We start from the raw sequence: 23,540 nt of genomic DNA on the forward strand, positions 1-23,540 counted from the left end.
CGGACGACCTCCCCCAGGTGGGGGAGGTGGCCCGGAGACCGGTCGGCTAACGTCGGTCCCCGTGAGGCGCCCCATCGTCACGGCCCTGCGGGCCGGGATCTACCAGCTGCTCGGCGCCGCGCTGCTCACCCCGGTCGCCGTGGTGCTCGGCCTGCTGATCCTGGCCGAACCGACACCGGGACGTCTGGTGGTGCTGTGGGCCGCGTGCCTGCCCGCCGCGGTGCTGCTCGCCATGACACCGCTGATGCGGCGCCTTGAGGTGACCGCCCTGTCGGAACTGCTCGACGTCACCGTGCCCAGGCGGGCCGACCGCGTCTACCTGGTCGTCCTGACCAGCCTGCACCTGTACGGCGGCGCCACGCTCAGCGCCGGCGCGCTGGCGCTGTCTCCCGCCCTGCTGCCGTCGTTCGGGTCACGGCGGGCGTCCGGTGACCTGCCCGAGGCGCTCGCGCTGGCCGTCGCCGTACTGGCCGCGATGGTCGCCGCGGGGTTCGGCCAGCGGTGGGCGGCGCGCCGTCTGCTGCGCGCCGAGCCGTCACAGGTGATCGACGAACTCGGCCGCCGCCAGACCCTCGCCCTGGAGTTGCACGACTCCGTCGGCCACGCCCTCAGCGTCGTCCTGGTGCAGGCCATGGCCGCCGAGGTGGCGTTGGGACGGACCGAGCCCGCACTCGTCGCGCGGTCGCTCGGCCATCTGACGGACATCGCCCGACACGCCCAGCAGGACCTCGACGTGTTGCTGACCGTGCTCGACGACGGCACAACCGCCGAGGGTCCCACGCTGGAGGAACTCGGCACGCTCACCCGGGGTCTTGACGTGCGGACGAACGTCGCCGACCTCGGCAGGGTGCCCGCCCCGGTCTCGCGTACGGCCTACGCCATCCTCAGGGAGGCGCTCACCAACGCCCTGCGCCACGGCGACGGCCCGGTCACCGTTGACGTCACCGTCGGTGCCGACCTGGTCCTGACCGTGAGGAACACGACCACGGGCACCGCCGGTGAACAGGGACGCGGCCTGACCGGTATGCGCATGCGGGCCCGCCTCGCCGGTGGGACGTGCGCCTGGGAGGAGGAGGGCGAGACGTGGCGCGTCCAGGCGAGGCTGCCGCTGTGATCCGGGTCGTCCTGGCCGACGACGAGAAGCTGATCCGTTCGGGATGGGCGACCATCCTCTCCCTCCACGACGACATCGAGGTGGTGGCCGAGGCCGCCGACGGCCGGGAGGCCGTCGAGGCGGGCGTCGGCGCGGACGTCGTGCTGATGGACGTCCGGATGCCCCGCATGGACGGCCTGGCCGCGACCCAGGAACTCGTTCACCGCTCCCCGGCGACCCGCGTCGTCGTGGTCACCACGTTCGAGAACGACCAGCTCGTCTGGGGTGCGCTGCGTGCCGGTGCCGCGGGCTACGTGCTCAAACGCGCCCCCGTCCACGAACTGGTCGAGGCCGTACGGCTGGTGCACTCGCGCGACGCCGTCCTCTTCCCCGACGCGCTGCGCCGCATCGCCTCCCCCCACGTCAGTACGGCCAGGCGCCGCGTTCCGGTCGAGCTGACCCCCCGCGAGCTGGACGTTCTGCGGCACATCTCGCTCGGGGAGAACAACATGGAGATCGCGGCGGCGTTGCGCGTGACGAGGGAGACGGTCAAGACGCACGTCGGCAACGTCCTGGACAAGCTCGGCGCCCGGGACCGCACCCAGGCGGCCGTTCTCGCCTACGAACTCGGCCTGATCTTCGCGGGTACCCTCGCCGACTCCCGTGGCGGCGCGCTACGCCGCCGTGAGTAGGCCAGCAGCGCGGCGCCCATCAGCGGTCCCCAGACGGGGCACGGGAACAACAGGACGAACAGGACACCGTCCAGTGCCGAGCCGCTCTGCACGGCCCCGGCCAGCACCCCCGGGGCCGAGACGCACAGGACGACGGTCGCGAACAGGCCGGGGCCGACGGCCAGCACCACCGGGACGGGCCGCCCACCGACCCGGGGCACCCACCGGGGGAAGACCTCGCCCCAGCGGCTGATCAGGCCCAGCGTCAGAACGACGGACAGGACCGAACCCATGCCGATCGTGAACCCCTGAAGCCGGGTGGCCGCGTCGATGTTCGCTGAGACGAGGAACTCGATGTGGCCGGTCCTCGGGTCGTAACCGCCCAACGGCCACGGCGTCGCCCAGGACAACCGTGCCAGCGCGTACGGCACGCCGCAGCAGGCGGTCAGGATCGTGACGGTCTTCCCCCACCTCGGGTTCGCCGTCCCACGCTCATGGGTGAACGATCCGTACGCCAGCCACGCCCACCCGACCGTGACGGCCGCCATCACCCACGACCAGGCGATCCGCCCGCCGTACACGCCGAACCCGACGGCGAGGTTGGTCAGGTAGCGCGAGATCACGTCGGTCGTGGTCAGCCCCAGCACCAGCCCGGTCAGGAGCAGGACCGCCGTCACGTACGCGACGGGTCGCCGCCGTACGCACCCCACGACCACCAGCGCTCCGACTGCCAGGAAGACGACGGGGACCAGGAGATAGCCGATGGACGACAGTACGGACGCGTCTGACATGACCAGAAGGAAGAAGACACTCTGCGCCGCAGCGCCCGCACCGACAAGTTTCGGCCGGGACCGGATGCCCAGCGTCAGCAGCACCCCCAGCACCCCGGAGGCCACCAGCAGGCCCACCCCCACGTCGCGTTCGATCCAGTGGTTGAAGCCAACCGTGACCCTGCTGGCCGCGCCGTACGGATAACCGCCGGGGACGAACCACCACAGGGCCGCTACCGCCAGCGTGACCAGGGAAACCACCGATGCCGACAACCGGCGCATTGCTCATCCTCCCGATCCGGAACCCACCGGCCCCGAGCCTGGTCGTCGGCGGACGGCGGAGCCTCCCCCATGTGGGGGAGGGCGTATATCCGTTGCCGCGATCACCGGGGCGGGGGACACTGCGGCATGGATCCCGACGAGTTGCGTCAGACCTTCAGAGAGCTGGGTGCCCGCGTCTACACGGCGTTGCGTGACGGAGGCCTCGAAGCCGGTCTTCTCGTCGAGCTGGCCTGCCTGGTCGAGGACTGGACCGTGTCCACCCCCGCGACCCGGGAACTCCTCGAACGCCGCACCGCCGAACTGACGGCCGCCGACGTGCTCCGGCTGGGCGGGGCCCTTCTCGACGAGGTCAACTTCGTGCCGACCTACGCGCTGGAACCGGCCCTGTTCGCGGAGTTGGAGGAGGACCTGAAGGTCGTGGAACGCGACCTCCGCGCCACGGGGGTCACCGGGACGCTCCGCATGGTCATCCCCGACTGGGACTCCATGGGCATGGCGTGGGTGGAGTTCGACGGTGCCTTCCAGGGCAACGGCATCCCACCCGGAGCCGGGGGAGTCCTGAACGTGGCCGACGCCGCCCAGGAGGCGATCATGGAGGTGATCTGGAGGGCGTGGCCCGTCTGCCCGGTGCACGACCGGGGCCTGTACACCGAAGCGGAGAACGAGACCGCCGTATGGCGCTGCACGGCCGATGAAGGACACACGGTGGCCCCGATAGGCGAACTCCCACCCCCTTCGTAGGTTCCGCGCCGTGCGTCCCTGCCGCCCGTGGTGGACTGGCGTACGCTCGCGCCGTGTTCACCATGCGCTGGCCGGACCACTTCGACGAGTACGCGCCTGTGATCGAGGCCAAGGGATGGTTCGGGGACGTCCTGGTGGAGTGGAACGGGCGGATCTACCGGCCGGTGTTCTACGAACCGGTCAGGCTCGCGCAGGAGATCTCCGACGAACTGGCACGCGGCTCCGCCTTCAGGGAGCCCAACCTCATCGTGATCGACCAGGTCACCCGCGCCCACATGGAAGCCGCGATCACGGCACTCGTCGACGGCCGCTTCGACCTGGTCCCCGAGGAGGGAAAGTGAGGGCCGCCGTGGTCTCAGCCGGGTGGAGTCACCGCCGGGATGCGGGAACCTCAACCGAGTAGCCGCCAGGAAGATGGGCCTTCGTGAGCTCCTGGACAATGTCCGCGCCCTGGTTCTCGGCCGCACTCCAGTAAGCGTGAAAGCGCTTTCTGTCCACCGTGGTGATCACGATTTTCGTGGCAGGAAACCTGCTGATGTTGGCAGTTCACCCGCTCACGGCCCGGTGTGGGTTCCGTGAAAGTCTTTGGTCCATCGCATCCGCCAGGGAGGATCCACCTCGCATTTCACGGTGCGGTGCGGCTCCTCCCCCCGTACGGCTGTCAGAGGAAGGTGGCGACATGATTCGCGTCGCACGAAAGATCTCCACGATCGGTGTGGTCGCGGCCACTGCGGTCACCCTGTGGGGAACGGCCGCCCAGGCCGCCCAGGCGAACAGCGGTTCGGCACCGACGGCGAATGTCAGTGAAGAGGGCCACTGGGAGCGTTACTGGTACAACAGCTGGGACCAGTGCAACGAGGACAAGCGGGGATACCAGTTGGTGAACTACTGGGTGGACGGGTGTTACGGCGGGATCGGCACCTACTACCTTGACGTTCATCTCCCCTATTGACCCCGAGCCTTTCCGGCTGGGCCTTTTTCGGCCTGAAGCCGCAGGGCGTGGACGCGGCGTGGTGAGTCGCGTCTGATCGTCAGTCGTCGATCAAGATCAATCTATGTGCCGGCTGCTTTCGGCCGTTTTCATATCGTGCCGGGCTTTCGTCGTCACATCAGACGTCGTCCGGCCTGACCGGTCGCCACCGCCCGGCGACCGGTTCTCTCTGGCGCCGCATCGACCCCGGCCGCCAAGCCCTGCTCGTTCTCGTGCGTCTCCGTGAAGGAGAGACCCTTGCCGAGGGCGCAGCCGGGTTCGGGGTCGGTGCGGTCGTCCACGCCAGACTCGGCCGGATCCATCGGTCGCACGCGACCTCACCGGCCTCCGGCTTTCTCAGGCGCCTGGTTCAGGACCTGGTAGAGAACGTGTTCCTGCCATTCTCCGGCGATTTTGAGGTACTGCGGAGCGATTCCGTAGGGGACGAATCCGTTGCGCTTCAGGACGCGCTGGGATGCCGTGTTGTGGATGAGCGTCTCAGCCTGGAGGCGGTGCAGCCCCAGTTCTGTGAAGGCGATCTTCTTGGTCTCGGCCACGGCCCTGGTGGCGATTCCCCGGCCGTTGTGGGTCCTGCTGACCCAGTAACCGACGCTGCCCGACTGGAAGGCGCCCCGGGTGATGCCGCTGACGGTGAGCCTGCCGACGAGTGTTCCGGCGTCGTCGAGGATCGCGAGCGGGAGCATCGTGCCGTCGGAGTACGCCCTGAGCGCCGTTTCGAGGAGGTCACGCTGTGTGGCGACGGTGAAGAAGTCGTCGTCGCGGGTGGGTTCCCACGGGGCCAGGAAGTCGCGGTTCTCTCTCAGTCGTTCCACCAGCGAGGGTGCGTCCTCCACTGAGACAAGCCGTGTGTTGCCCATGCGAGGCACCTGCCTTGGTCGTGGTCCTCCACGTGCGGACAGCATACTTTGTAGTGATTTTTCCGGCGCTGTGTCGACGGACGTCGACGGGCGCCCCGGACCCGGCTCGCCGTCCCGCGTGCCCAGGGGGAGAGCCGGTCCAGGAGGCCGCCCCCGGGCAGGTCGGTTCCGCGGATGTGGGACGCCCCGGCGGGCGCCTTCTTTTCGGTCCTGGGCCGTGGGCGTGGAAGGGCACGCGGCGGTCGCCCTCGTTCCCCCCGCCACGCCGTCCAACTGGGAAGACTCATGCGCCGACCTTCGCCGGGACCGTGGGCCACCCGTGCGTACGGCAGGGAAGCAAGGTATAAATGCCAATATTCTGCGTAATTTAGGAACGGCGCATGGGAACGGTCGGTGTAGACGTGACGAGCTCCGATATCCGGTTCTCCGTTCTCGGTCCGCTGACCGTGACGCGGAAAGGCGTCGAACTGGATCTCGCCCCCCGGCTGAAGACCCTGCTCGCCACACTGCTCGTCGCCCAGGGCAAGGTCGTCTCCGTCGACCGCGTCATCGACGCCCTGTGGAACAAGGACGTCCCCAAAACCGCCGTCGCCACCATGCACTCCTACGTGACCAACCTCCGCCGGGCGATCGAGCCGGACCGGCCTCCCAGGGCGGTACACGGGATCGTGGACCGGCAGGGCCCCGGGTACGTGCTCCGCGCACGTCCGGAGTCGGTGGACGCCGAATGGTTCGTCTCACTCGCCGAACGCGGCGCCCGGGCGCTGGACAGCGATCCCGCGGCCGCGGTGGAGGACCTGTCGGCGGCGCTCTCCCTCTGGCGGGGCCCCGCCTACCTCGACCTGCGGGACAGCGAGGTGGTGGCGGCCGAGATCGCCCGGCTGGAGAGCGCCCGGCTTGAGGCCCGCCAGAACCACGCCTTCGCTCTGATCGCCGCCGGTGCGGCGACCTCGGCCGTCGTCGAGCTTGAGGCGCTGGTCCGCGAGGACTCCCTGGCCGAACGCGCCTGGGAACTGCTCGCGCTCGCCCTCTACCGGACCGGACGGCAGAGTGACGCGCTGGGCGCGCTGCGCACCGCCCGTGACCATCTGCTGGAGGAACTGGGAGTCGATCCCGGCCCCGCGCTGCGTGCCATGGAGTCCGCGATCCTGAACCAGGATTCGGCGCTGGACGAGAACGTTTCACCGTCGGACTCGCGTTCCGTCGTGACACGGCCGCTGCCGGACTCGACGCCGGGCATCCGGGTCCCCACACCGCTGACCAGGCTGATCGGCCGAGACGACGACGTGGCGGCCGTCGGGGACCTGCTCGGGGTTCATCGACTGGTGACGATCACCGGGCCCGGCGGGGCGGGCAAGACACGCACCGCGTTCGAGGCGGCCAGGCGGTACGGCTCGGGCGAGGGGCCGTGGGCGGTGCTCCTGGCCGACCTGACCGACCTGGCACTCCTGCCCAGCCTCGTCGGCGCCGCGATGGGGGCGCCGTTCGTCAGGGGCGCCGAGGAACTGATCACGATCATCGGTGACCGGGAGGTCCTGCTCGTCCTCGACAACTGCGAGCACCTGGTGGAGGGCGTGGCCGCCCTGGCCGAGATGGTGCTGTCGCGCTGCCCGCACCTGCGGCTGCTGGCCACGAGCCGGGAGGCGCTGGCGATCACGGGAGAGGTCACCTGGGAGATCCCGCCGCTGGACCCCGAAGGCCCCGGCGTCGAACTGTTCGTCGAACGGGCCACGGCCCTGCGGCCGGGCTGGCAGCCCCGCCATTCGGAGCGGGAGCTCATGGCGGAGATCTGCCGCGACCTCGACGGACTGCCACTGGCGATCGAACTGGCCGCCGCGCAGACGCGCGTCCTGTCGCTGGAACAGATCACCGACGGCCTCGCCGACCGGTTCGGCCTGCTCGCCACGACATCCCGTACGGCCCCGGCACGGCACCGCGACCTGGAAGCGGTGATCGAGTGGAGCGTCCGCCTTCTCACCGAGGACGAGCGGGAGCTCCTGGGCCGCCTCGCCCTCTTCGAGGGGGGATTCGACCTGGAGGCGGCCCAGTGGCTGACCGACCGGTCCCGGATACTGCCGAACCTGAGTGCCCTGATCTCCAAGTCGCTGGTCAGGTCCGAGACCGAGGGCACTCCCCGGCGCTACCGGATCCTGGAGACGATCAGGCAGTACGCGGGGCGCCTGCTGACCGGCGACGAGGCGGGCCGTTGGGCGGACCGGCATCTCGCCTGGGCGACGGAGCTGGCCGAGACGGCGAGCCGGCGGCTGAGGTCGCTCGACGCCGACACCTGGATGCGCCGACTCCAGCACGAACAGGCCAACATGCGGGCGGCGCTGGGCCACGCCATGGTCACGGGTGACGTCGACCGCGCCCTGCGGCTCGCCTGCGCCCTGTCGTGGTACTGGTATCGCACCGGGTACGCGCACGAGGGAATCAGCTGGCTGACCAGGACGCTCGACGCCGCCGGTCCCGATCACCAGGGGCGCGGGCAGGCACTGCTTGGCCGGGCGATGCTGCGCTACCTCGTGGGCGACGCCGTGGGCGGCAACAACGACGCCGTCCACGCCTCGGAGGCGGCGGAGCGGTCCGGTGAGATCGAGATCCTCGCCCGCAGCCTGCCGTACCGAGCCTACTTCCAGCAGCTCACCGGCGACTCGGCGCTGGCGCAGGAGCTGATCCAGGAGGCGGCCCGGCTTGTCCCGGCCGTCGGTCTGCCATGGGTCGAGGCGGAGATGATGATGATCCGCGGTCAGATCACCAGGGCGACGGGGAACTTCCCGCTCGCCGCCACACAGCTCATCCAGGCCGCGGACATCAGCGACCTGTGCGGGCACGACTGGGCGTCCGTCTCGGCGTGGTGGATCGCCGCGAAGGTGTCCATGGACCTGGGCGAAGCGGAGCGGGCGATCCGGCAGGCCGCGCACGCCGTCGTCCAGCTCGATCGGAGCCTCGACGTCACCAGCTGGCTGGCCGTCGTGCACGTGCTGGGCGGCGCGCTCGGCATGGCGGGGAGGGCGAAGGAGGGCGCCATGCTGCTCGGCGCGGTGCAGGCCATCGGCGGCCGGGTCGGTTACTCCCCCGAGATCATGGACCCGGTGGACGGTCGGCGTAACGTCGCCGCCGTACGCTCGGCGCTTCCTGAGGACGACTTCCGCCGGGCCCTCACCGCCGGTCAGGCTCTGAGCAGGGACGACGTGACGGCGATGGCCCGCGAGCTGGTCGGAGACGCCCAGGGAGACCGCGGAACACGGGCGACGCTCCCCGGCCACCGGTGAGCCGGTGACCGCCGGGCTCAGCCGGTCTTCCTGACGTGTGACGTTCCCGCCGAGAGCGGTGTGCCGTCCTGGCTGAGCGGACGGAGACGGGCGAGCTCCCGCCCACGTTCGTCGACGAGGACGGAGCGCGGCTCGTCCGGGGCGAAGGCGTGGCGCTCACCCCACTGGCGGAGGGCGACGACGGTCGTGAAGAGGTCCTGCCCGGCCTCGGTGAGCCGGTAGGTGTGCCGTCTGCCGTCGGTTGCGGCGCTCCGGTCGAGGATGCCGTACTCGACGAGCCTGCGGAGCCGGTCGGTGAGGATGTTGCGGGCGATCCCGAGCCGTCGGCGGAACTCGGTGAAGGTCGTCGCCCCGTCCATCGCGTCGCGGACGATCAGCAGGCTCCACCGGTCGCCCACCAGGTCGACGGTCCGTGCGACCGGGCAGGCCGGGTCTGTCCAGGCGTTTCCCGCAGCGGGTGTGACGTCCACCGGCCCCTCCACGATGAGTTGCAATCTGAAACCATTATGCCCCAATCTGGATAGGTTGCATTTTGAAACCTTTGGGGGTCGGCATGTCGTCAGGACTGACCGGAAGGCAGCGGACCGTGCTCGCGCTGGTGTGCGCGGTGGCGGTGTCGGCCGTCTACGGCATCCAGCCCGTCCTTGAGGCCGCGGGCGAGGACCTCGGGCTCGGGGAAGGGGCGTTGGGCCGGCTGGCCGCCGCCGGGCAGATCGGCTACCTCGCGGGACTGGTGCTGCTGGTCCCGCTCGGTGACCTGTTCGACCGCCGCGGCCTCATCACCGCGCACCTGCTGCTCACGGCGGTGGGCGCCGGGGTGGCCGCGACCGCGCCCAACGGCGGCGTCGCGATCGCGGGACTGGCCCTGGCCGGGCTGTTCGCCGTGGTCGTCCAGACCACGGTGGCCTACGTCGCCGCCGTCTCACCGGCCGGTGAACGTGGCCGCGACATCGGGACGGTCACCTCGGGCGTGGTCGTCGGGATCCTCGGCGTGCGCGTGCTCTCGGGCACGCTGGGCGAGCTGGCCGACTGGCGTACGGCCTACCTCGTGATCGCGGGGCTCTGTGTGACGCTCGCGTTCGCCGTCCGGCTCACCCTCGGGGCCGAGACCCGCCGCCCCCGGGTCCGGTACGGCCCGCTGCTCGCGTCGCTGGGGCGGCTGGTCGTCGGCGACCGGCTCCTGCTCAGCCGTGGACTGGTCGCGTTCTTCCTGTTCGCCTCCTTCGGCACGCTGTGGAGCGGGCTGGCGCTCCCGCTCGGTGCCGCGCCGTGGCGTCTCGGCACCACCGAGATCGGCCTGTTCGGGCTCGCGGGCCTCGCCGGGGCGCTGGGTGCGGCCAGGACCGGCCGATGGGCCGACCGGGGCCTGGCGTCCTCGGTCACCGGCTGGTCGCTGGCCCTGCTCACCGCCTCCTGGCTGCTGATCGCCCAGGCGGGGACGTCGCTGTGGCTGCTGGTCGTCGGCGTCGTCGTCCTGGACTTCGCCGTACAGGCCGTGCACGTCAGCAGCCAGCACCTGCTCACCACCGCCCACCCTGACCGCAGCAGCGGCGTCATCGGCGCCTACATGGTCTTCTACTCCCTCGGCTCCGCGCTCGGCGCGGTCACCACGACCTGGGCCCACAGTGTCGCGGGATGGCCGGCCGCGAGCCTGTTCGGTGCCGGCTACGCCGTGCTCGGACTCCTCACCGCCCTCTCGACCCGGCGTCTCACCACCCCGGCGCGAGCGCGGTCAACGCCATAGGTCCTGTTCGCCGGGCCGGCGCGGACCGAGGATACGTCGCTGGTCCGCGGTGATCCGAAGGTCGTTGACGCTCGCCTCGCGTCGTCGCATCAGTCCTTCGGCGTCGAACTCCCAGAGCTCGTTGCCGTGGCTGCGCCACCACTGTCCGTCGGCGTCGTGCCATTCGTACTGGAACCGTACGGCGATCCGGTCGCCGGTGAACGCCCAGAGCTCCTTGCGGAGCGCGTAGCCGAGTTCCTTCGCCCACTTGCGGGTCAGGAAGGCGATGATCTCATCCCGGCCGGTGACGAACTCGTCGCGGTTACGCCAGACCGAGCCGGGTGTGTAGGCGAGTGCCACGCGCCGTGGGTCGCGGGTGTTCCAGGCGTCCTCCGCGGCCTGGACCTTGGCGCGGGCGGTCTCTGAGGTGAAGGGCGGGACGGGTGGACGGGTCATGAGTACTCCCTGATCAGAGGATTATGGCCTGCACGGGGCAGGCGCGGGCCGCCTGCTCAACGGCGGGCCACGACGCGTCGGCGGGTGCGGCGTCGTACACCAGTTCGTCGTTGTCGTCGAGGGTGAACACCTCCGGGGCGGCGAACACGCACTGGGCGTGGGTCTGGCACAGGGTCATGTCGACACGGACGCGCATGGTTCTCCTTCAGCGGTGAGAGGTCTCAGGCGGGGTTGAAACGGGAGTGCCCGCCGAAGGACCACCGCTGGGGGAGACCACCGGTGATCTCGACGGCTCGCTCGACGTCGAAATCGACCAGCCGTTGCGCACCCGGTACGGCGGTCGCACGGTCAGGGTCCCAGTCGACCCGGGCCCGGCCCGTCAGATGCAGGGTCCTGCCGTTCTCCCAGTCGGGGAACAGCAGCCCGCAGCGTGGTTCGAGTTCGAGGTTGCCCAACGTCATGTACATCGAGTTGCCGACATAGTCGGGCCAGGTCAGCCGACGGCCGCCGGTCACCGTGACGAAGCCGGGGTTGCCGCCGCGATGCGACGCGTCGGCCCCCAGCCCCGCCGCGTACGTGCCGACGAAGAACGTGTCGGCCGCGGCGATCCACCGCTGCTGCCCGGCGGTGAGCTCCTCGGTGACGAGCGCTGTCCCGCGCGCCGGGAACGAGTCTTCGACATAGGTGCGGGTTTGTAGGTATTTCGGGCAGTTGGAGTACACCTGCTCGGTGTGGATCAGGAGCCGGTCCCCGTGCCGGCGGCCCCGGCCGTTGACGCGCATCCGTCTCCGGGTGGCGGGCTCGATCGCGAGCATCCCCACCTGCCGCCCGGTGCCGGGAAGGCCGTCGAAGAGGCCTTCGAGGGGATCGCCGGTCCCGGGCAACCGGTCGACCGCGACGGTGCGGTCGTCGGCGGCGGTGGTGAATCCGGGCGGGCCGGTGAGCATCGTGACCCATGCCGCGCCTGTCCCGTCGGGGGCCGCGAGCACCACCAGACGCTGCAGACCGAGGAACTCCGCGGCCACCGGCGGGATGCTCGTCCCCACACCGGCGGACCCCCAGCCGTCGGCGGTCACCCCGGCGTGGCGCTGCACCACGTGTTCGCCTTGGTGGAACATGGCGATCCTCCTAGAAGAAACCGCAGGTCGGTGCGCCCTGGGTGGGCGCCGGCGCGGTGTCGGCGCCGCTCGGCGCGTAGATCTCCAGGCGGATGCCGTCCGGATCGGTGAAGAACACACCGCCGGAGGACGCCCCCTCGCCGTGCGGGACGATCCCGTCGTGGACCGGCCGCACGCCGAGCTCGCGCAGGGTGGCCTCGGCACGACGGACGGCCTCGATGTCGGGCACCTGGAACGACAGGTGGTGCAGGCCGGGCCGGTCGACGGGGAAGACGCCGCCGCTCTGCTGCCACAAGGTGACCATCAGGGTTCCCTCGCGGCCGAGGAAGGCGAATCTGCGCTCGCCGTCACTCCGCTCGTCCAGGACCTCGAAGTCGAAGACCTGACGGTAGAAGGCGACGGAGCGCGTCAGGTCGGTCACGTTCAGGCCGACGTGCCCGGTTCGCAGGGCCGGTGTGCTCATGGGATGCCTCCAGCTTTTCTAACGGTTCAATTCCTCTGACGCCATTAGAATATGCCCGGTGTCTCTAACGCTGTCAACCGGGATGTACCGTTAGAAGGGTGAAAGTGGCAGACCTCGTGAGCGGTGGCGCTCCGCTCCTCGGCGAACCGCCGCCCGTCGAGCTGGGCAACACCGCGTACGCCGTGAGAGGCCGTCCCAAGGACGGTCTGCGAAGCGTCGAGCACCTGGGCGCGTGGCTGCGCGACATGCGCCCGCGCCTCGCGGTCGACCTCACCGACGCCGACATCCACGGCGTGACCGACCGTGACCTGTGCCTGGCCAGGGAGCTGAGGGACGTCATCGGGGCACTCTCCGCCGCGACCGTGGACGGCCGCGACCTTGATCCGGACGCGGTCGCGACCCTCAACCGGCACGCAGGCCGGACCCCCCGCTGGCGTGAGCTGCGCATCGCTCCCGAGCCGCACACGGTGGTGCGCTTCGAGGGCCGTCCCGTCGCCGCCGTGTTCGCCGCGCTGGCCGAGGAGGCCGCCGACCTGTTCGCCGGGCCGTCGCGCCGTCAACTTCGCGCCTGCCACGGTCCGGGCTGTGTGCTGCACTTCGTCCGCGACACCCCGCGGCGCGAGTGGTGCTCACCCGGCTGCGGCAACCGGGCGCGAGCGGCCCGGCACTACGCCAGGGTCCGGAAGGGGGACGACGACTGATCGGCGCGCGAGGGCCCTCCACGCCGCCGGTTCAGCCGAAAGTACGCCCGATCCCCGGACGATCGGCCGACTCGAATCGGGCCTTTCTTGCGATGAGTTGATATAGGCGAAAAAGTCACGATCCCCTCATGACCGAGAGCAGCGTGAGGGGCGCCAGGCCCCAGAAGATCCAGAAGGCCCGGCGGGGCTCCAGGGTCCCCGGATGGGTGGGGCCGACCGGCCTGATCGCGCTCAGCGTGATCCCGGTGGTCGCCGGTGCGCTCCGGCTGGGAGAGGTGGCGGGAGGCGCGGCGGTCACCCCCGCCAACGCGCGGTTCCTCGCGACGCCGCTCCCCGTGGTGCTGCACATCATCGGGGCGTCCGTCTACGGCATCGTGGGCGCCTTCCAGTTCGCGGGGGAGTTCCGGCGCCGGAGGCCGGGCTGGCACCGTACGGCAGGCCGGGTCCTCGTCGGGTGCGGACTCGTCGCCGCGCTCTCCGGCCTGTGGATGACCGTGTTCTACCCTCGCCCACCGGGCGACGGCGACCTCCTGGCGCTGTTCCGGCTCGTGTTCGGCACGGCGATGACGGTCTCCCTGGTGCTCGGCCTCGCCGCCGTCCTGCGGAGGGACCTCCGCCGCCACCGCGCCTGGATGATCCGCGGCTACGCGATCGGCGTGGCCGCGGGCACCCAGGCGTTCACCCAGCTCCCCTGGATGCTCCTCGTCGGCCCCCTCGACGAGATCCCCAGGGCCCTGCTCGTGGGCGCCGGATGGGTCATCAACCTCGCCGTGGCCGAGTGGATCATCCGCAGGCCCTAGGACCTGTTTTGTGGATCTTTCCGCCTACTGCGGTCGTCCAGGCGGCCCCCCGCCGCGTTGTCGCCCCACCCCACGAAAACGCTCCGCAGGCTCCGCGTTTGCCGCGGGGGCCCGGGGAGAATCTGTCGCCCATAACTCCGTTATGAGCTCCTCCTCCGCCTTGCGGGGCATCCACCTGGACGATCCTCGCCACGGCGAAGATCCACAAAACAGGCCCTAGCCACGCTCACGCGGGGTGACGGTCAGCTCCGGACTCCGGGCGAGCAGCAGTCCCAGCGTGGCGTACCCGGCGACCAGGTGACCGGCGCCGATCCATCGTCCGACGGGCTCGCCCAGCAGCCACAGCGACGGGATGGCCACGAACGCCCAGCTCTCCGCGACCAGAGGCCACCACCGCAGCACTCCCCGCCACCGTCCGGCGAACGCGAGTTTCACCCCGATCGTGAACATGCCCAGCATCGACAGCGGCCAGAAGACGTCGAGTACGGCCAGCCATGTGGCGCCGCGCGCCTCGACGGGCAGGATCCCGTGCAGCAGCGACCACAGGCAGGCCGGGACGAGCAGCACCGTCTCGACCCTGAGCAGGATCACGGAGGCGCGCGAGGTCCCGGTCGCCCGGGTCCGCAGCTGCGCCGTGACCAGCGCGAACAGGCCGATCTGGAAGAGCAGCGCGGTCAGGTCGTTGATCCGCGAACCCGGCCCGTCACCGTGGGGGCCGAACAGGACGTTGCTCACCACCCAGGGCAGCGTGCAGACCGTCAGCCCGAGCCCGAGGTTGCGGATCGTGTCACGGTGCCCGGCGGGCGGGGAGCCGGCGGCCCTCGTATCCATACGCCCCTGCGCATCCATCGTCGGTCGGCTCCTTTCCACGAGGGCCGCCGGTGCGCCGCCCGGCCTCCACGATCGGCGCCCTCGGCCCCGGCTGAGCAGAGCAGGCCGTCCCGATCCCGGCCCTCGAAGTTCCCGATCCCGGCGGGACGGCAGTCTCGCGACAATCGGGACACTCTTGGTGAGAATGCATTTCGTGAAGAACGTGACCCCACGTGGTCCGACGGCGACACGCAGATCCCTCCTGGTGGCCGTACCGGCCGTCGCCGTCGCGCCGGCCGTCGGCGCGGTGGTTCTGGACGTCCTGAACCGAGGGGTGAGGGCACCGAGCGGCATCGACCCCGGCTGGACGTTGGCACTGACCGGCCTCGCGCAGGTGCTCCCCGGTGTTCTCCTGCTCCGGCGGCTGCCCCGGCACTCGGTCGCCTGGGTGCTGACCGTCTCCGGCCTCGTCTGGGTCCTGGACGGCTTCGCCGCGGCCTGGACCACGTACGCGGTCTACGTGTCGCCGGGCACGCCGGGCGCGTCGGCCGCCCACTGGTTCTACGCCCGGTTCGGCGCGACGTTGCTGCTCGGCCTGCCGCTGCTGATCCTGGTGTTCCCCGACGGGCGCCTGCCGAAGGACAGGCTGTGGCGCCGGCTGTCCGTCGTCAGCCTCGCGCTGACCGCGCTGCTGCCGACGGTGATGATGGTGGTGCCGCAGGCCGTCCTGACGCGCTACCTCGCCACGCCGCTGCCTCCCGAGATCGCACGGCTCGCGTCCGACCCGTTCGGCGTCGACCTGCCGTACGGCTTCTGGCATCCGGCCCTGAAGATCGCCTACACCGGGATCGTGGTGAGCCTGGTGGTGCCGTTCGCGGTCATGGTGCGCCGCTACCGCGCCGCCGACCCCGACCGGCGGGCCCAGATCCGCTGGCTGATGTGGGCCGCGCTGGTGGACATGTTCGTGCTGCTGCTGGGGTACATGCTGCCGCCGGAGCTCTCCGGGGCCACGCTCGGTCTCGCGATCGCGCTCACCTCCTCCGCCGTGGTGGTCGCGGTGACCAAGTACCGGCTGTACGGCATCGACCGGTTGCTCTCGGCGACGGCCCTGTACGGCATGCTCGCCGCACTGGTGATCCTGGTCGACATCGCCGTGTTCACCGTCGTCGGCACCGTGATCGACGAACGCAACGCCGCGCTCGCCGCCCTCGTGATCGTCGCGGCGGTCTACATGCCGCTGCGGACCTGGCTGATGCGGGTGGTCCGCGTGCTGGTGCGCGGGTCGCGGGAGGACCCGTACGCGACGGTCTCGACGCTGGCGAAGCGGCTCGAACTGGCCACCGACCCGCGGGAGCAGCTGGTCGCGGTGGCACGGACCCTGGCCGAGGCGTTCCGGCTGTCCTACGTGCGGGTGGAGATCGAACGCCCGGGGGGAGAACGCTCCGTGGTGGAGTACGGGTCACCGCGAGGGCCGTCGCTCTCACTGCCGGTCGCGTACCGCTCCGAGCTGGTCGGGCGGCTGGTGCTGTGCCGGACCGACCTGACCGAACGGGACCAGCGGCTCCTGGGCGACCTGGTACGGCAGGCGGCCGCGGCGGCACGCGCCTCGGAACTCAGCACCGACCTGCAGCGCATCCGCGCCCAGCTCGTGGTCGCCCGTGAGGAGGAACGTCGCAGGCTGCGACGCGACCTGCACGACGGGCTGGGACCGAACCTCGGCGCGGTGGCGTTGCGGATCGAGACCGCCAGGAACCTGACCCGCACGTCACCCGGCGAGGCCGAGCGCATCCTCGACCGGACGGCCGCCGAGGTCGCCACGGTCGTGACGGACATCCGGCGCATAGTGCACGACCTGCGTCCACCGGCGCTCGACGAGCTGGGCCTGATCCAGGCGGTCCGGCAGCAGGTGGACCGTTTCCGTCCGAGCGGCCTTGAGGTCGTCGTCACCGGCGGCGGGGCGCTCGGCGCGCTGCCCGCCGCGGTGGAGGTGGCGGCGTACCGGATCGTGTCGGAGGCGCTGACGAACGTCGTCCGGCACGCGGGCGCCTCGCGCTGCGACATCGCCCTGAGCGTGCACGAGGGGGTCCTCGACGTCCTGGTGCGCGACGACGGCGCGGGAATCGGGGCGGACGTCACAGCCGGTGTGGGGATGTCCTCACTGCGGGAACGGGCGGCCGAACTCGGCGGCGACTGCGAGATCGCCTGCCTGACCGACGGCGGAACGCTGGTCCGTGCGAGACTTCCGCTGGAACAGGTGGTGGAGGTGGAGGGTGTCCCATGAACCGATCCGGGTGTTCCTCGCCGACGACCACCCGGTGTACCGCGAAGGCCTGGCGGCGCTGCTGAGCTCGATGTCCGGCATCGAGGTGGTCGGCATGGCCGGTACCGGGCTGGAGGCGGTCGAACTGGCCACGGAGACACAGCCGGACGTGGTGGTCATGGACGTCAGGATGCCGGGACTGGACGGGATCGAGGCGACCCGGCGGATCTCCGCGCACAGCCCGCACATCGCGGTGGTCGTGCTGACGATGTCGGAGGAGGACGCCACCCTGTTCGCCGCGATGCGGGCCGGGGCGCGCGGCTACCTGCTGAAGGGCGCCAACCAGGCCGAGATCGGGCGCGCGATCACCGCGGTCGCCAACGGTGAGGCGATCTTCGGTCCCGCAGTCGCGCGCCGCGTGGCGGAGTTCCTCACCAACGGGCCGACGGCTTCGGGTGATCACGTGTTCCCGCAGCTCACGCCACGCGAACGGGAGGTCCTGTCGCTGCTCGCCGCGGGAAGGTCGAACGCGCAGATCGCCTCCACGCTGTTCCTGTCGCAGAAGACCGTGCGTAACAACGTCTCGAACATCTTCGCCAAGCTGCACGTCGCCGACCGGGCCGAGGCGATCATCCGAGCCCGCGACGCCGGCCTCGGCCACTGACCTTCCCGGTTCAGAGCCTGACCCGGTGGGTCTCGTACGCCCAGATGGCGATCTCCACCCGGTTCCTGGCGCCGAGCTTGGCCATCAGGCTGGCGATGTGGGTCTTGACGGTGCTGAGCGAGATGTGAAGCTCGTCGGCGATCTCGTTGTTGGTACGTCCCCGGGCCACCGTGACGATTATCTGCTCCTCACGCTCGGTGAGCGCCTCGACGGGACGGGCGGGCGGCGCGGCGGGCCCGGCGTGCGCGAAGGCGGTGAGCAGACGGGCGGTGACGCTCGGAGCGATGAGGGCGTCACCGGCCGCCGCGGTGTGCACGGCCTGGGAGAGCAGTTCGGCGCCGGCGTTCTTCAGCAGGAACCCCCTGGCCCCCGCGCGCAGCGCCGCGTAGACGTACTCGTCGAGGTCGAAGGTGGTGATGACCACGACGGGGATCGGGTCCTCCACGGCGGGCCCGGCGAGCATCCGGGTGGCCTCGATGCCGTTGAGCACGGGCATCCGGATGTCGAGAAGGCACACGTCAGGCCGGATCCGCCGGGCGAGGTCGACCGCCCGCCGCCCGTCCGGGGCCTCGCCGACCACCTCGATCCCCGGCTGCGCGTTGAGGATCATCGCCAGCCCGGTACGGACGATCTCCTGGTCGTCGGCGACCAGCACCCGGACGCTCACCCGGTCACCCCGGTGCGCGGCAGTACGGCGGTGACGCTCCACCCCCGGTCGGGATTGGGGCCCGCCACACAGGTCCCCCCGAGGAGGTCGGCCCGTTCGATCATGCCGGTGATCCCGTAACCGGGTGTCCCCGCGGGGCGGACGGGATCGCCGTCGTCGCTCACGTGCAGACGGACCGACGTGTCGCCCGCACTGATCCGGACCAGGACCCGGGTGGCGTGCCGCGCGTGCCGCCGGGCGTTGGTGACCGACTCCTGGGAGAGACGGTAGATCGCGGCCTCGACGGAAGGGGGAAGACCGGCGGTGTCCCCCTCGACCTCCACCCGGACGGACGGCCCGGACCGCCCCGGACCCTCCAGCTGGGAGAGGTCGGCGATACCGCGCCCCGGCTCCAGGTCGGCGGGTGTGTTCCGGCGCAGGACGTGGACCATGGCGCGCATCTCGGTGAGCGCCTGGGCCGCCTCGGCCTCGATCACCCGCAACGCCTCGGTTGCGGCGTCCGGCTGGGAGGCCGCCATCGCCAGTCCCGCCTGCGCCCGGATCGCCATCGCCGAGACGTGATGGGCGACGGTGTCGTGCAGATCCCGGGCCAGTTGTTCGCGTTCGAGCAGTTTGACCTGGTCGAGTTCCCGCGTCCGCGCCCTCGTCCGGTACCGGAACGCCGCTCCCACGGCGACCACCGAGAACACGACGGCGAACGCGGCGGCCGTGTCGGCGGGACCTCGGTAGTCCACGACCACCGAGAACGCGGTCTTGACGAGGATGACCGCCAACCCGACGATCGCCTCCCGCCCGGACCCCCACCGGAACAGCGCGTAGGGCAGGAGGAGCAGATAGACCATGGTGTTCGACTCGGGGGAGACCCCGCCCGTCAGCACCTGGGCCACACCCGACAGGCCGAACGCGATCACGACCATCGGCAACGGCCGGGTGCGGCGCCACAACAGGGTGGGCACCAGCCCGGCCGCGAGGCCGACCGAGACGACCCGCGAGGGCATGTCCGGCCGTACCACTCCTTCGAGCAGCGCGACCGGCAGCAACACCCCCACGAGCACCCAGTCTCGCCACACCCGTCGTGGCGCGTCGGGGGAACGGGGTTCATGCCACACGGAGCGAATAAGGCCGCGCACGAAGTCATGGTACGAGAGCCCGCACCCCCCATAATCAGCCCAAAGTACGAGACATTTCGCTCACCGGATTGGTAGGCGCCGAAAGCGTGCGGAGATCCGGCGGGGACCGGGTCGTGCACGTGGTGGAGGCGGGGTCCACCACGTGGAGGAGGCGCACCGCCCCGGCCTCCCGTACCTTCTACCCTGTTGTCCTGCTGAAAGACCGGAGAATCCAGTGGCGATCAGGTTGGTCATCGCGGACGACCAGGCGATGATCCGCACCGGGCTGCGGCTCGTCATCGAGACGGCGCCGGGCATCGAGGTCGTGGGGGAGGCGGCGGACGGCCGTCAGGTTCTCACCGTGGCCCGTCAGCTGCGGCCGGACGTCCTGCTGATGGACATCGCCATGCCGGGACTGGACGGGCTGAGCGCCGCCAGGCAACTCCTTGAGGATCCGGAACCACCCAAGATCATCATGTTGACCACCTTCAACACCGACGACAACCTGCACGCCTCACTGCGCGCGCGGGTCCACGGCTTCCTCCTCAAGAGCTCACCGGCCGAGCAGCTCATCGAGGCCGTGCGTGTGGCGGCGGCCGGAGGCGCGGTCATCGACCCCGCGGTCACCCCGCGGGTGATCGACTCGTTCGCGACCCAGCCCCAGCCGGTCCCGGCGCCCGAGCTGGCCACGCTCACCCCACGTGAGCTGGAGGTGCTGCGGCTGCTCGCGGACGGGATGTCCAACCCCGAGATAGCGCGGGACCTGCGCATCGGCGAGGTGACCGTACGAACCCACGTCGGGCACGTCCTGCGCAAGCTCAGCCTGCGCGACCGCATCCACGCGGTCGTGTTCGCCTACGAGGCCGGAGTCGTACGGCCAGGCAGGGGGCGGGACGACGTGAGGGACGGGTCGTGCTGACGCGACTGCTCAACGGCCGACGTCCCACCTGGCCCGACCTGCTGCTCTCCCTCGCCGTGACCGTGGCCGGACTGGTGGAGTCCTACGGCCGTCAGGGGGCCGGATACGGCCAGATCGAAAACCCGATGACGATGGCGGCGGGGGCGATCGTCTCCGGGGTGCTGCTGCTCTTCCGGCGCGCGTTTCCGATGACGGCTCTCCTGATGCTGACCGTGCTCGGCTTCACCATGCAGAGGACGACGAACCCGGAGTACTACGCCGCGTGGCACTTCTACTCGACCCTGATCCTGCTGCACAGCGTGGCGAGCGCCGCCGAGCTGCGCAGCCGCCGGGGGATCGCCGGGCTGTTCTGCCTGCTGATCGCCTACGGCCACCTGCAGACCCTGAGACTGGTCGACATCCCGGAGGTCCTGATCAGCGCGATCTTCGTGGGGGTGGCGTACACCAGCGGCATCCTGCTGCGCAGGCAGATGGACCGGACGGCACGGCTGGCCCAGCACACCACCCGCCTGGAGATGGAACGTGAGGAGCGGGCCCGCTGGGCGGTGGCGGAGGAACGCGCGCGGATCGCCCGCGAACTGCACGACATCGTCTCCCACAACGTGAGCCTGATGACCCTGCACGTGGGCGGGGTACGCAGGATGCTCGGCGACGACCGGGAAAGGGAACGCGAACGCACCCTGCTGCTCGGTGTCGAACAGGCGGGCCGGGAGGCCGTCGCCGAGCTCACGCTCATGCTGGGGATGCTGCGGTCCCTGGGTGACGGCGACGTCCCCGCCCCCCAGCCCGGCCTGGACCGTCTGGACGAGCTGATCGCCCAGGTCCGGGAGGCGGGGCCGCGGATCGAGCCGCGGATCATCGGAACCCCGACGCCCCTGTCGTCGGGGTTGGACCTGTCCGCGTACCGCCTGATCCAGGAGGCGCTGACGAACGTGCTGAAACACGCGCGCGCCTCCAACGTCGACATCACCATCGCGTACGGCCCCGCCGAGCTGAGCATCCTCGTGATCAACGACGGGGCGGACCCCGCCGCCGGCGACACGGCCCGCCGTCCGCCAGAGGGCGGACACGGCCTGATCGGAATGCGGGAACGGATCGAGATGCACGGTGGCGAACTGTCCGTCGGCCCCATCCCGGGCGGGCACTACCGGGTGTTCGCGAGGTTCCCGCTCGGCGACCCGGTGGGGGTCGGCTGAACCGGCTCTCCCGACCACTCCTCGTCGCTCATGCGCAGAATCCTGAGCCCGATGACTCCGGCACCGGCGATGTAGAGCGCCCCGCCCGCGATCGTGCCGAACGGGAAGATCGGCCCCGTCAGGATGCCGGCCAGCATCGCGAAGGGAGCCCACCACGGCCCGCGCCGGGCGTAGGCCAGGGCCAGCCCGAGCAGGAGCAGGCCGACGAGCCCGACGAACCCCGGGATCTGGAACGCGTACCGGGCTCCGGGGTCGGTGATCGCCTGGTCCGCGAGCGCGGCGCCCTGTGCGGCGGGCAGAGCCCTTTCGAGATACGAGTAGAAGAAGTCGCCGAGCATCAGCCCCGAGAAGTTCACGACGCCGAAGAACGCGAGCCCTCCGGCGATGTGCCCGAAGACGACGCCACGCCCCCGGATCAGGTGGACCATCCCGACGATGCCCGGGAGCAGCAGAACCCAGCTCCAGTGGAGCAGCGAGGCGCTGACCGAGACCTGCTCCGGATATCGGCCGTAGACGCCGACGGTGTCGCCGCCCTGTCTGAGCGCCGGGTCGGCGACGACGGCCACCACATAGAGCAGCGGCGCGACGACCAGGCTGAGCCCGGCCACCGTTCTGCGAAAGGCGCGGGGATCCGCGAGCACCGACATTGACCTTCCCCTTCCATGAAGACCGCGACGAACAGGGCGGTCAGGTTGGGAAGGTAGGCGCGGAAACCACCGGGCGTCGTCCTTCTGAGGACCGACCGGCACTCCTCGCCCAAGCGGAGCCGTACCCACGCCCACCTCCACACGGAGACCTTCCGCCGGGCTGCTCGGACTGATCGGACGCCGGATCCCACACGACGGCGTCGCGGGCCGTTCGAACCGCCGAAGACCCGCTCCTGATCGTTCGGCCCGGTTCACAGCCGTCCACATGGGTCAGGAAACGCGCTCGACCTCGCGGGTGCCGCCTCGGCATACTCACTCCTCGTGGCCGGTGGAGAAGGGGAGAACATGACCTCAAGCAGTCGGCTCGCCGCGCTGTTCGACCGCGGTGAGACACCCTCCCCAGAGCATTTCGACGCCATGGACAGGTTGTTCGAATCGATCTCCGAGCCTGAGGAGGTCGTGGCCCTGGCCCGGGCCTGGTGGGCCGATCCCGACGAGAAGGTACGGGTGCTCGGATTCGACCTGCTCGCGGTTCAGGCACTCGATTTCCGCTGGCACGTTCCGCCCCTGATCGAGGCGGCGAACGCCCTTCCGCTGGACACGACACCCGAACGCGTACGCGGAGCCGCGGCGCACGCGCTCGCCACCGTCTGCGACGACGAACGTGTCCTGTATCCGCTCCTGCGCTTCGCCGCCGACCCGGACGCGTCCGTCCGCCGGCAGGTGGCTCGTGGGATTCCCGTCGGCGTCGATCCGTTGCCCGACGGCGCGGTGCGGGTCCTGCTGGCGTTGATGCGCGACCCGGACGCCGTGGTGCGTGACTGGGCCACCATGACACTGGGCGGTCGCACCGAGAACGACACCGAGGAGATCCGGGACGCCTTCGCCGAACGACTGGACGACCCGGGCGAGGACACGGCCGGTGAGGCCGCGGTGGCGCTGGCGATACGGCGTGACCCCCGGATCCTGCCCGTCCTGAGACGTGCGCTCGCCACCCCGGACGTGGGCAACCTCTACGTCGAGGCCGCGGCGGAGCTGGGTGACCCGGAACTTCTGCCGCTCCTGGAAAGGCTCAGGGCCGACGGCTGGCAGAACGACGGCGAACCACGCCCCCAGGTCCTTGACCAGGCCCTACAGGCATGCACGTCACCTCCGGCCTCGCCCACCTGATCACCCGGTCATCTCACGGCCGACGCGGCGGCCGTACGGCCTGAGCACGCGGTGAACGCCGCTTTCCGCTCGAACACCCCGTGGGGCATATCGAGGTCGAGAATTCTGGTCTCACCCTCGCGTTGTCACCGGAAGTCTCAATTCAATTCCCGACGGT

General features: G+C 70.6%; 26 protein-coding genes. 14 read left to right on the plus strand and 12 right to left on the minus strand.

Features of this window, described 5'->3' with window-relative positions:
* Positions 1-61: 61 nt before the first annotated feature.
* Positions 62-1,114, plus strand: a complete 1,053-nt coding sequence (locus ABT340_RS39010; RefSeq protein WP_352015968.1) for a sensor histidine kinase — start codon at positions 62-64, stop codon at positions 1,112-1,114.
* On the plus strand, positions 1,111-1,785 hold the full coding sequence (locus ABT340_RS39015; protein ID WP_352015969.1) for a response regulator: 675 nt from the start codon (positions 1,111-1,113) through the stop codon (positions 1,783-1,785). The genes ABT340_RS39010 and ABT340_RS39015 overlap by 4 nt, the downstream gene beginning before the upstream one ends.
* On the opposite strand, the gene ABT340_RS39020 is transcribed toward ABT340_RS39015, so the two are convergent.
* A complete protein-coding gene (locus tag ABT340_RS39020; protein WP_352015970.1) occupies positions 1,713-2,816 on the minus strand; it encodes a hypothetical protein in 1,104 nt (367 codons plus the stop codon). The genes ABT340_RS39015 and ABT340_RS39020 overlap by 73 nt on opposite strands.
* Positions 2,817-2,942: 126 nt before the next feature.
* Between ABT340_RS39020 and ABT340_RS39025 the strand changes: the two genes are divergently transcribed.
* From ABT340_RS39025 to ABT340_RS39035, 3 genes are all read left to right on the plus strand, one after another.
* Entirely contained in the window at positions 2,943-3,557 is a 615-nt protein-coding gene (locus ABT340_RS39025) for a hypothetical protein (protein ID WP_352015971.1), read from the plus strand.
* 53 nt (positions 3,558-3,610) lie between these two features.
* Positions 3,611-3,898, plus strand: coding sequence for a hypothetical protein (locus ABT340_RS39030; RefSeq protein WP_352015972.1), 288 nt, complete (start codon positions 3,611-3,613; stop codon positions 3,896-3,898).
* Between the two features lie 338 nt (positions 3,899-4,236).
* Entirely contained in the window at positions 4,237-4,509 is a 273-nt protein-coding gene (locus ABT340_RS39035) for a hypothetical protein (protein ID WP_352015973.1), read from the plus strand.
* Positions 4,510-4,661: 152 nt separating this feature from the next.
* On the opposite strand, the gene ABT340_RS42535 is transcribed toward ABT340_RS39035, so the two are convergent.
* Complete coding sequence (locus tag ABT340_RS42535; RefSeq protein ID WP_386191845.1) at positions 4,662-4,850, minus strand: hypothetical protein; 189 nt, start codon at positions 4,848-4,850, stop codon at positions 4,662-4,664.
* A 15-nt stretch (positions 4,851-4,865) separates the two neighbouring features.
* Positions 4,866-5,450 (minus strand): GNAT family N-acetyltransferase, encoded by a 585-nt coding sequence (locus ABT340_RS39045; protein WP_352015974.1) that lies wholly within the window; start codon positions 5,448-5,450, stop codon positions 4,866-4,868.
* 356 nt (positions 5,451-5,806) lie between these two features.
* Between ABT340_RS39045 and ABT340_RS39050 the strand changes: the two genes are divergently transcribed.
* Positions 5,807-8,680 (plus strand): AfsR/SARP family transcriptional regulator, encoded by a 2,874-nt coding sequence (locus ABT340_RS39050; RefSeq protein WP_352015975.1) that lies wholly within the window; start codon positions 5,807-5,809, stop codon positions 8,678-8,680.
* Between the two features lie 17 nt (positions 8,681-8,697).
* On the opposite strand, the gene ABT340_RS39055 is transcribed toward ABT340_RS39050, so the two are convergent.
* Positions 8,698-9,174 carry a winged helix-turn-helix transcriptional regulator gene (locus ABT340_RS39055; RefSeq protein ID WP_352015976.1) on the minus strand — a complete coding sequence of 159 codons (477 nt, stop codon included), beginning with the start codon at positions 9,172-9,174 and terminating at the stop codon, positions 8,698-8,700.
* A 59-nt stretch (positions 9,175-9,233) separates the two neighbouring features.
* Here ABT340_RS39055 and ABT340_RS39060 point away from each other — a divergent pair, with 59 nt between their 5' ends.
* Positions 9,234-10,424 (plus strand): MFS transporter, encoded by a 1,191-nt coding sequence (locus ABT340_RS39060; protein ID WP_352015977.1) that lies wholly within the window; start codon positions 9,234-9,236, stop codon positions 10,422-10,424.
* Here ABT340_RS39060 and ABT340_RS39065 read toward each other — a convergent pair.
* Genes ABT340_RS39065 through ABT340_RS39080 form a run of 4 tightly spaced genes read right to left on the minus strand, consistent with a single transcriptional unit; the run spans position 10,413 to position 12,440 of the window.
* Positions 10,413-10,859, minus strand: coding sequence for a nuclear transport factor 2 family protein (locus ABT340_RS39065; protein ID WP_352015978.1), 447 nt, complete (start codon positions 10,857-10,859; stop codon positions 10,413-10,415). The genes ABT340_RS39060 and ABT340_RS39065 overlap by 12 nt on opposite strands.
* A 13-nt stretch (positions 10,860-10,872) precedes the next feature.
* Complete coding sequence (locus ABT340_RS39070; RefSeq protein ID WP_352015979.1) at positions 10,873-11,055, minus strand: ferredoxin; 183 nt, start codon at positions 11,053-11,055, stop codon at positions 10,873-10,875.
* Positions 11,056-11,080: 25 nt separating this feature from the next.
* The gene (locus ABT340_RS39075; RefSeq protein ID WP_352015980.1) at positions 11,081-11,977 is read right to left on the minus strand and encodes a pyridoxamine 5'-phosphate oxidase family protein; all 897 of its coding nucleotides are present in this window, start codon (positions 11,975-11,977) and stop codon (positions 11,081-11,083) included.
* A gap of 10 nt (positions 11,978-11,987) precedes the next feature.
* Positions 11,988-12,440, minus strand: a complete 453-nt coding sequence (locus ABT340_RS39080) for a VOC family protein (RefSeq protein ID WP_352015981.1) — start codon at positions 12,438-12,440, stop codon at positions 11,988-11,990.
* A gap of 98 nt (positions 12,441-12,538) precedes the next feature.
* Here ABT340_RS39080 and ABT340_RS39085 point away from each other — a divergent pair, with 98 nt between their 5' ends.
* Together ABT340_RS39085 and ABT340_RS39090 are read left to right on the plus strand one after the other, a co-directional pair.
* On the plus strand, positions 12,539-13,141 hold the full coding sequence (locus ABT340_RS39085; RefSeq protein ID WP_352015982.1) for a CGNR zinc finger domain-containing protein: 603 nt from the start codon (positions 12,539-12,541) through the stop codon (positions 13,139-13,141).
* A gap of 128 nt (positions 13,142-13,269) precedes the next feature.
* On the plus strand, positions 13,270-13,941 hold the full coding sequence (locus tag ABT340_RS39090; protein ID WP_352015983.1) for a DUF2306 domain-containing protein: 672 nt from the start codon (positions 13,270-13,272) through the stop codon (positions 13,939-13,941).
* Between the two features lie 216 nt (positions 13,942-14,157).
* Here ABT340_RS39090 and ABT340_RS39095 read toward each other — a convergent pair whose 3' ends face one another.
* On the minus strand, positions 14,158-14,772 hold the full coding sequence (locus ABT340_RS39095) for a hypothetical protein (RefSeq protein ID WP_352015984.1): 615 nt from the start codon (positions 14,770-14,772) through the stop codon (positions 14,158-14,160).
* Positions 14,773-14,965: 193 nt separating this feature from the next.
* Here ABT340_RS39095 and ABT340_RS39100 point away from each other — a divergent pair, with 193 nt between their 5' ends.
* Together ABT340_RS39100 and ABT340_RS39105 are read left to right on the plus strand one after the other, a co-directional pair.
* On the plus strand, positions 14,966-17,032 hold the full coding sequence (locus ABT340_RS39100) for a sensor histidine kinase (RefSeq protein ID WP_352015985.1): 2,067 nt from the start codon (positions 14,966-14,968) through the stop codon (positions 17,030-17,032).
* Entirely contained in the window at positions 17,022-17,675 is a 654-nt protein-coding gene (locus tag ABT340_RS39105) for a response regulator transcription factor (RefSeq protein ID WP_352015986.1), read from the plus strand. Before ABT340_RS39100 ends, ABT340_RS39105 begins: the two co-directional genes overlap by 11 nt.
* Positions 17,676-17,685: 10 nt before the next feature.
* On the opposite strand, the gene ABT340_RS39110 is transcribed toward ABT340_RS39105, so the two are convergent.
* Both ABT340_RS39110 and ABT340_RS39115 read right to left on the minus strand, forming a co-directional pair.
* The gene (locus ABT340_RS39110; protein ID WP_352015987.1) at positions 17,686-18,342 is read right to left on the minus strand and encodes a response regulator; all 657 of its coding nucleotides are present in this window, start codon (positions 18,340-18,342) and stop codon (positions 17,686-17,688) included.
* On the minus strand, positions 18,339-19,451 hold the full coding sequence (locus ABT340_RS39115; protein ID WP_352015988.1) for a sensor histidine kinase: 1,113 nt from the start codon (positions 19,449-19,451) through the stop codon (positions 18,339-18,341). Before ABT340_RS39115 ends, ABT340_RS39110 begins: the two co-directional genes overlap by 4 nt.
* Before the next feature lie 235 nt (positions 19,452-19,686).
* Here ABT340_RS39115 and ABT340_RS39120 point away from each other — a divergent pair, with 235 nt between their 5' ends.
* Positions 19,687-20,370: a response regulator gene (locus tag ABT340_RS39120; RefSeq protein WP_352015989.1), complete on the plus strand. Its 684-nt coding sequence runs from the start codon at positions 19,687-19,689 to the stop codon at positions 20,368-20,370.
* Positions 20,364-21,566: a sensor histidine kinase gene (locus ABT340_RS39125; RefSeq protein WP_352015990.1), complete on the plus strand. Its 1,203-nt coding sequence runs from the start codon at positions 20,364-20,366 to the stop codon at positions 21,564-21,566. Before ABT340_RS39120 ends, ABT340_RS39125 begins: the two co-directional genes overlap by 7 nt.
* Here the strand turns inward: ABT340_RS39125 and ABT340_RS39130 are convergent.
* Positions 21,515-22,213, minus strand: a complete 699-nt coding sequence (locus tag ABT340_RS39130) for a hypothetical protein (RefSeq protein ID WP_352015991.1) — start codon at positions 22,211-22,213, stop codon at positions 21,515-21,517. The genes ABT340_RS39125 and ABT340_RS39130 overlap by 52 nt on opposite strands.
* A gap of 345 nt (positions 22,214-22,558) precedes the next feature.
* On the opposite strand from ABT340_RS39130, the gene ABT340_RS39135 reads away from it, so the two are divergent.
* Entirely contained in the window at positions 22,559-23,383 is an 825-nt protein-coding gene (locus ABT340_RS39135; RefSeq protein WP_352015992.1) for a HEAT repeat domain-containing protein, read from the plus strand.
* The last annotated feature ends 157 nt before the right edge of the window (positions 23,384-23,540 follow it).

Origin of the sequence: Streptosporangium sp. NPDC000239 (assembly GCF_040300765.1) — a bacterium.
In the GTDB taxonomy this organism is placed as follows: Bacteria; Actinomycetota; Actinomycetes; order Streptosporangiales; family Streptosporangiaceae; genus Streptosporangium.

Coding starts and splice junctions, on each gene's coding strand:
- ABT340_RS39020 (WP_352015970.1), bottom strand. CDS start 2,816: ATGCGCCGGTTGTCGGCATCGGTGGTTTCCCTGGTCACGCTGGCGGTA.
- ABT340_RS39025 (WP_352015971.1), top strand. CDS start 2,943: ATGGATCCCGACGAGTTGCGTCAGACCTTCAGAGAGCTGGGTGCCCGC.
- ABT340_RS39035 (WP_352015973.1), top strand. CDS start 4,237: ATGATTCGCGTCGCACGAAAGATCTCCACGATCGGTGTGGTCGCGGCC.
- ABT340_RS42535 (WP_386191845.1), bottom strand. CDS start 4,850: ATGGATCCGGCCGAGTCTGGCGTGGACGACCGCACCGACCCCGAACCC.
- ABT340_RS39045 (WP_352015974.1), bottom strand. CDS start 5,450: ATGCTGTCCGCACGTGGAGGACCACGACCAAGGCAGGTGCCTCGCATG.
- ABT340_RS39060 (WP_352015977.1), top strand. CDS start 9,234: ATGTCGTCAGGACTGACCGGAAGGCAGCGGACCGTGCTCGCGCTGGTG.
- ABT340_RS39065 (WP_352015978.1), bottom strand. CDS start 10,859: ATGACCCGTCCACCCGTCCCGCCCTTCACCTCAGAGACCGCCCGCGCC.
- ABT340_RS39070 (WP_352015979.1), bottom strand. CDS start 11,055: ATGCGCGTCCGTGTCGACATGACCCTGTGCCAGACCCACGCCCAGTGC.
- ABT340_RS39075 (WP_352015980.1), bottom strand. CDS start 11,977: ATGTTCCACCAAGGCGAACACGTGGTGCAGCGCCACGCCGGGGTGACC.
- ABT340_RS39080 (WP_352015981.1), bottom strand. CDS start 12,440: ATGAGCACACCGGCCCTGCGAACCGGGCACGTCGGCCTGAACGTGACC.
- ABT340_RS39090 (WP_352015983.1), top strand. CDS start 13,270: ATGACCGAGAGCAGCGTGAGGGGCGCCAGGCCCCAGAAGATCCAGAAG.
- ABT340_RS39095 (WP_352015984.1), bottom strand. CDS start 14,772: ATGGATACGAGGGCCGCCGGCTCCCCGCCCGCCGGGCACCGTGACACG.
- ABT340_RS39130 (WP_352015991.1), bottom strand. CDS start 22,213: ATGTCGGTGCTCGCGGATCCCCGCGCCTTTCGCAGAACGGTGGCCGGG.
- ABT340_RS39135 (WP_352015992.1), top strand. CDS start 22,559: ATGACCTCAAGCAGTCGGCTCGCCGCGCTGTTCGACCGCGGTGAGACA.